Here is a 1,922-nt window from a genome sequence, read left to right as displayed (position 1 = left end):
CCTGGCGGAAGTTCAGGCCGCGCGGACGGCCTCGAGGATGAGGCGGGTGGTCAGGTCAGGGTGGGACAGCATCGCCACATGGCTCGATGCGACTTCCGTGACCTTCGCCATGATGCGGCCCGACATGATGTGCTGGAGCTTGGGCGGGATGGCGTGGTCCTCGCTCGCCAGCAGATACCAGCTCGGGCGCGACTGCCACGCGGGCTCGGTGACCTTCCCGCCCAGGGACGCGATGGCGGTGGGCGCCTGCGCGGCGAACAGGACCGTCTTTTCGTCGTCGGAGAGATCCTGGGCGAAGTGGTCGCGGATTCCGCTCTCGGTCAGCTTCAGGAATCCCGAGGCGTCAGGCCGGACTTCCGCCGCCATCGGAGGCGGATCGACAGTCTGCCCCAGCGACGCCGGGGATTCGTCGCTGTCCGGCGCAAAGGCGGCCACGAAGACGAGCGCGGCCACCTTCTTGTCGTTGCCGCCCTCGGTGATGACCGATCCGCCATAGGAATGGCCAGCCAGCACGACGGGCCCCTCGGCAAGCGCGAGGGCACGGCGCAGCGTCGCGACGTCGTCGGCCAGGCTCGTAAGGGGCAGCTGGATCGCGGTCACCGACAGGCCTTCAGCGGCGAGCCGGGGAATGACCTTGCTCCAGCTCGATCCATCCGCCCATGCCCCATGCACAAGGATAACCGATTTCGCAGTCATTGAAGTATCTCCACAATCGGGTTGATGACGACCGCTGACGCCGGTCGGACGATGGCGCGGCATCAGGGGGCGTCGGCGGAAAGCAGGTTCCGCCGGCGCGTCGGGATGCCGCCCGCTGAGCGTTAGTGGGTGGCCTGCTCGATCACGGCGGCCACGGCGGATGCCTTTGACAGCATGATCATGTGGCTGCCCTCGAGCGTCGAGGTCTTGGCCTTGATGGTCTTGGCCATCTGCGCCTCGAGCGCCGGCTGGATCGCCCGGTCATGGGCGGCGACGATGTACCAGGACGGCTTGTCGTGCCAGGCGGCGCTGGTGATGTTGCCACCGACGGACTTCACGTTGGTCGGCACCTGCGCGATATAGAGAAGCTGCTTCTCGGCCGCGGTCGTGTCCTGGGCGAAATCGTCATACACGCCGGTCTTCGACAGGCGGATGAAGCCCTCGGCATCCGGCTTGGCTTCCGCGGCCATCGGCGCGGGGGCCACGGTTGCATTCAGGGATCCAGCGGATTGACCGGCATCCGGCGCGAACGCAGCGACATAGACAAGCGCGGAAACCTTGGGGTCGTTTCCGGCTTCGGTGATGACCGCGCCTCCATAGGAGTGCCCCGCCAGCACGACCGGCCCGTCAACCAGGGCGATGGCGCGTTTCACGGTGGCGGCATCGTCGGCGAGCGACGTCAGCGGCAACTGGACCGCGGTGACGTTCAGGCCTTTCGCGGCAAGGAGAGGAATGACCTTCGACCAGTTCGCCCCATCGCCCCAGGCGCCGTGCACCAGAATGACGTTTTTCGCGGAATCCGCGGAAGCGACCGCAGGCAGGCTGGCGAGGCCGAGAGCGGCGACTGCAACGATGTGAAGCCGCCGGAAGAAGGCTGGGAAAGCGGGCATGTGGGAGCTCCTTGTAAGCCATGTCGGGGTGTCGAAAACTTCGACGACCTCTCGACGATGGACCAAGGTGCTCGCCGCCTCTGGTATATTCCTGTTGTGTTTTGCACGGACTTTGCCGAAACCGCCTTTCGGTGCCGCGGCGCTGCATTGTCACTTTGGTACAGATTGAGCGCCGCGGAGAGCTAAAGTAGCCTGCGCAAAGGGGGGCCTGGACAGTCTCGAGGGAAGACCAGTGTCCAATCGGCTCGATGTAGACAAGGAGCAGCTCCGCTCATCGATCGGAGAGCATTTCAGGGTGCCGGAAATCAGGACCCTGCTCGCCCATGTCGCCTCGAG

Annotated in this window: 2 protein-coding genes; both read right to left on the bottom strand. The window is 65.5% G+C overall.

Annotation, left to right across the window (positions count from 1 at the left end):
* Positions 1–12 precede the first annotated feature (12 nt).
* Complete coding sequence (locus Q0L57_RS13900; RefSeq protein ID WP_296743518.1) at positions 13–696, bottom strand: alpha/beta hydrolase; 684 nt, start codon at positions 694–696, stop codon at positions 13–15.
* A gap of 122 nt (positions 697–818) precedes the next feature.
* A complete protein-coding gene (locus Q0L57_RS13895; protein WP_296743517.1) occupies positions 819–1,586 on the bottom strand; it encodes an alpha/beta hydrolase in 768 nt (255 codons plus the stop codon).
* Positions 1,587–1,922 lie beyond the last annotated feature (336 nt).

The sequence above is a fragment of the Mesorhizobium sp. genome, from assembly GCF_024509055.1.
Lineage (GTDB): Bacteria > Pseudomonadota > Alphaproteobacteria > Rhizobiales > Rhizobiaceae > Mesorhizobium.
The sequence above is the reverse complement of the archived record's forward strand: the minus strand, read 5'-3'. Positions and strand labels throughout refer to the sequence as shown.

What these genes read in the sequence shown, in the direction of transcription:
- Q0L57_RS13900 (WP_296743518.1), bottom strand. Translation starts at nt 696, where the DNA reads ATGACTGCGAAATCGGTTATCCTTGTGCATGGGGCATGGGCGGATGGA.
- Q0L57_RS13895 (WP_296743517.1), bottom strand. Translation starts at nt 1,586, where the DNA reads ATGCCCGCTTTCCCAGCCTTCTTCCGGCGGCTTCACATCGTTGCAGTC.